The sequence below is a fragment of the Reyranella sp. genome, assembly GCF_050185545.1.
Lineage (GTDB): Bacteria > Pseudomonadota > Alphaproteobacteria > Reyranellales > Reyranellaceae > Reyranella.
This window is the reverse complement of sequence record NZ_JBFWZI010000214.1, coordinates 8000-10748: the sequence shown is the minus strand read 5'-3', so window position 1 is coordinate 10748 and position 2749 is coordinate 8000. Positions and strand designations below refer to the sequence as shown.

General features: G+C 69.2%; 2 protein-coding genes. Both read right to left on the bottom strand.

What is annotated here, in order from left to right:
- A partial coding sequence (locus AB7O82_RS33125) for a threonine/serine ThrE exporter family protein (RefSeq protein WP_428621289.1) occupies positions 1–1250 on the bottom strand: 1250 nt, incomplete at its 3' end.
- 6 nt (positions 1251–1256) lie between these two features.
- Positions 1257–2747 (bottom strand): malate dehydrogenase (quinone), encoded by a 1491-nt coding sequence (gene mqo, locus AB7O82_RS33120; protein WP_428549862.1) that lies wholly within the window; start codon positions 2745–2747, stop codon positions 1257–1259.
- Positions 2748–2749: the final 2 nt, after the last annotated feature.

Genomic DNA, 2749 nt, shown 5'->3' with positions numbered 1-2749 from the left:
CGCCGCTCCGTGATGAAGCGGGCGGCGACCAGCCCCATCGCCATGGCGCCGACGATGAAGAAGCAGTTGGCGCCGGCGATGATCGCCGCCTGCGCCGCGCCCTGGTTGACCATGACGATTGCCTGGAAGGCGAACAGGCCCGGAGTCATGATGATGATGCTTGGCACCGTCAGCACGATGCGTGGATGGTGCAGCCGGTGGCGCGCGAGGGTGGCGATCAGGCCGACCAGCAGCGCGCCGAAGAAGGTCGCCGGCGCAAGCGCCAGGCCGAGATCATGCAGGGCGAGCCGCAGCTCGTTGCCGGCGAGCGACATGGCGCCGACCACCAGCAGGGTGGCGGGCGGGCTGTTGTAGAGCACGGCGAAGGCGACGCCGCCGGCAAAGCTCGCCAGCGCGCGTAGCACGAGGGTCCACGGTTCGAGGCCGCCCGGCAGTGCGGACGCCGGGACCACGGCGATGCCGGCGATCGCGGTGACGGCGGACAGGCCGATCGAGGCGGCGAGCAGGATCATCGCGGCGTAGGCGAGTCGGCCCACCGCCGCCATGGTCTGGTGCTGCACGCTGTCCAGCAGTCCGGCCACCAGCGGGAAGCCCGGCACCAGGAACAGCACCGAGAAGATGAAACCTGCGGCATGACCGGGGCCGAAGCCGCTGGCCGCCAGGCCGGCCACCAGGGCGCAGTAGAGCCCGGCGGTAAGCACCGCGCACACGGCTGTGACAGCGAACTGGTTTAGGTGGCGGCGGAACAACAGCGCACGCACGGCCTGGCCTGTCCCGCCGGCAACCGCCGCCGCGACGGTGCCCAGCGCATCGCCGCCGTTGAGGTATGAGAATGACGCCGAGGCCAGCCCGATCGCGCCGGCGACGACGACGATCGGGTAATGCGGCCGGGCCTGCTCGAGGGTATCGAGCGCGGCCGCGAGCTCGCGCGCTGTCAGCCTCGGCCGGCTCGCCTGCGCCAGCGTCTCGAGCGAGACGATGCGCTGGGCGTCGATGCCCGGCGGGCCGATCTCGCGCACCTGCGTTGCCGTCTCAGCCCCGCGCCGCGCTGTCGCCTGGAGGCTGCCGATCATGACCTGCACGGCCAGGGTGTCCATCCCCAGGGCGCGCGCCAGCCGAGCCATCGCCGCGCGCACGCGGAAGGCGGTGTCGCCGGCGTGCATCATCGCCACGCCGAAGCGCAGCAGCACGTCGAGCGCCGCGCCGAGATCCGTCCCGCCGGGCGTCGTCGAGCGCTGGTCGTCGGCCATCACCGGTCAGACGGTGCGCAGCCCCAGCACCTCGGCGGTGTCCTTGCGCACCCGTTCGCAGAGCCGGGCGTCGTCCTTCAGCGAACGGCCATAGGAGGGGATCATCTCGCTGAGCTTGGGCACCCAGTGGCCGACCAGCTCCCGGTGGAAGCAGTTCTCGAGCATGTGCACCATGATCCACACCGCGGTCGACGCACCGGGCGAAGCGCCGAGCAACGCCACGATCGAGGAATCGGCGGAATGGACGATGTCGGTGCCGAACTCGAGCTTGCCGGTATGGGCCTGGTCCTTGCGGATGATCTGGACGCGCTGGCCGGCGACGTCGAGCTCCCAGTCGTACTCCTTCAGGTTGGGATAGAACTCGCGCAAGGCGTTGAAGCGCTGCCCCATGGTCTCGAACACCTGGCCGATCAGGTACTCCTCGAGCGCGAGATTGTCGCGCGCCACGGCAAGCAACGGCAGGATGTTGCCGAGGCGCACCGACGCCGGCAGGTCGAACCGCGAGCCGTGCTTCAGGAACTTGGTCGAGAAACCGGCGTAGGGCCCGAACAGCAGCCAGCGCTTGCCGTCGATGATGCGGGTGTCGAGGTGCGGCACCGACATCGGCGGCGAACCGGTGGCGGCCATGCCGTAGACCTTGGCATCGTGGCGGCCGGCAACGGCCTGGTTGGCGCAGCGCAGCCAGATGCCGCTCACCGGGAAGCCGGCAAAGCCTTCGGCCTCCGGGATACCCGACTTCTGCAACAGCGGCAGGGCGCCGCCGCCGGCGCCGAGAAAGACGTAGTGCGCGCGGACCGGGCGCGTCTCACCGGTCTGCTCGTTCTCGACCTCGAGCTGCCAGCCGCCCTGCGGATGGCGGTGCAGATTGGTCACCATCTGGTTGAAGCGTACGGTGAAGCCGTCCTGCTTCCGGAGGTAGGCGAGCAGCTTGCTGGTGAGCGCGCCGTAATTGACGTCGGCGCCCGTCACGATATGGGTTGCCGCCACGACCTGCCCGGGATCGCGGCCTTCCATGACGAGCGGCGCCCATTCGGCGATCCTGGCGTGGTCCTCCGAATACTCCATGCCGCGATAGCAGTGATGCGCGCTCATCGTGGCGTGGCGCTTCTTCAGGAACGCCGCGCGATCGGCGCCGACCACGAAGCTCATGTGCGGCACCGGATGGATGAAATCCGCGTCGATCGCGCCCTTGCGGATCAGGTACGACCAGAACTGGCGCGACATGTCGAACTCGGTGTTGACCTCCAGCGCCTTGGAGATGTCGACCGTGCCGTCGGCCTTCATCGGCGTGTAGTTCAGCTCGCAATTGGCGGCGTGGCCGGTGCCGGCATTGTTCCAGGCACCCGAGCTTTCCTGCGCCTCGCCCGCCAGGCGCTCGATGATCTCGAGCTTCAGATGCGGCTGCAGCTCCTTGAGGAAGACCGCGAGCGTCGTGCTCATGATGCCGGCGCCGACCAGGACGACGTCGGCGTCGATGACGGTGCTGCTGTCGCTCATCC

Excerpts from the sequence above, each read along its gene's own strand:
- mqo (WP_428549862.1), bottom strand. The coding sequence starts at position 2,747 with ATGAGCGACAGCAGCACCGTCATCGACGCCGACGTCGTCCTGGTCGGC.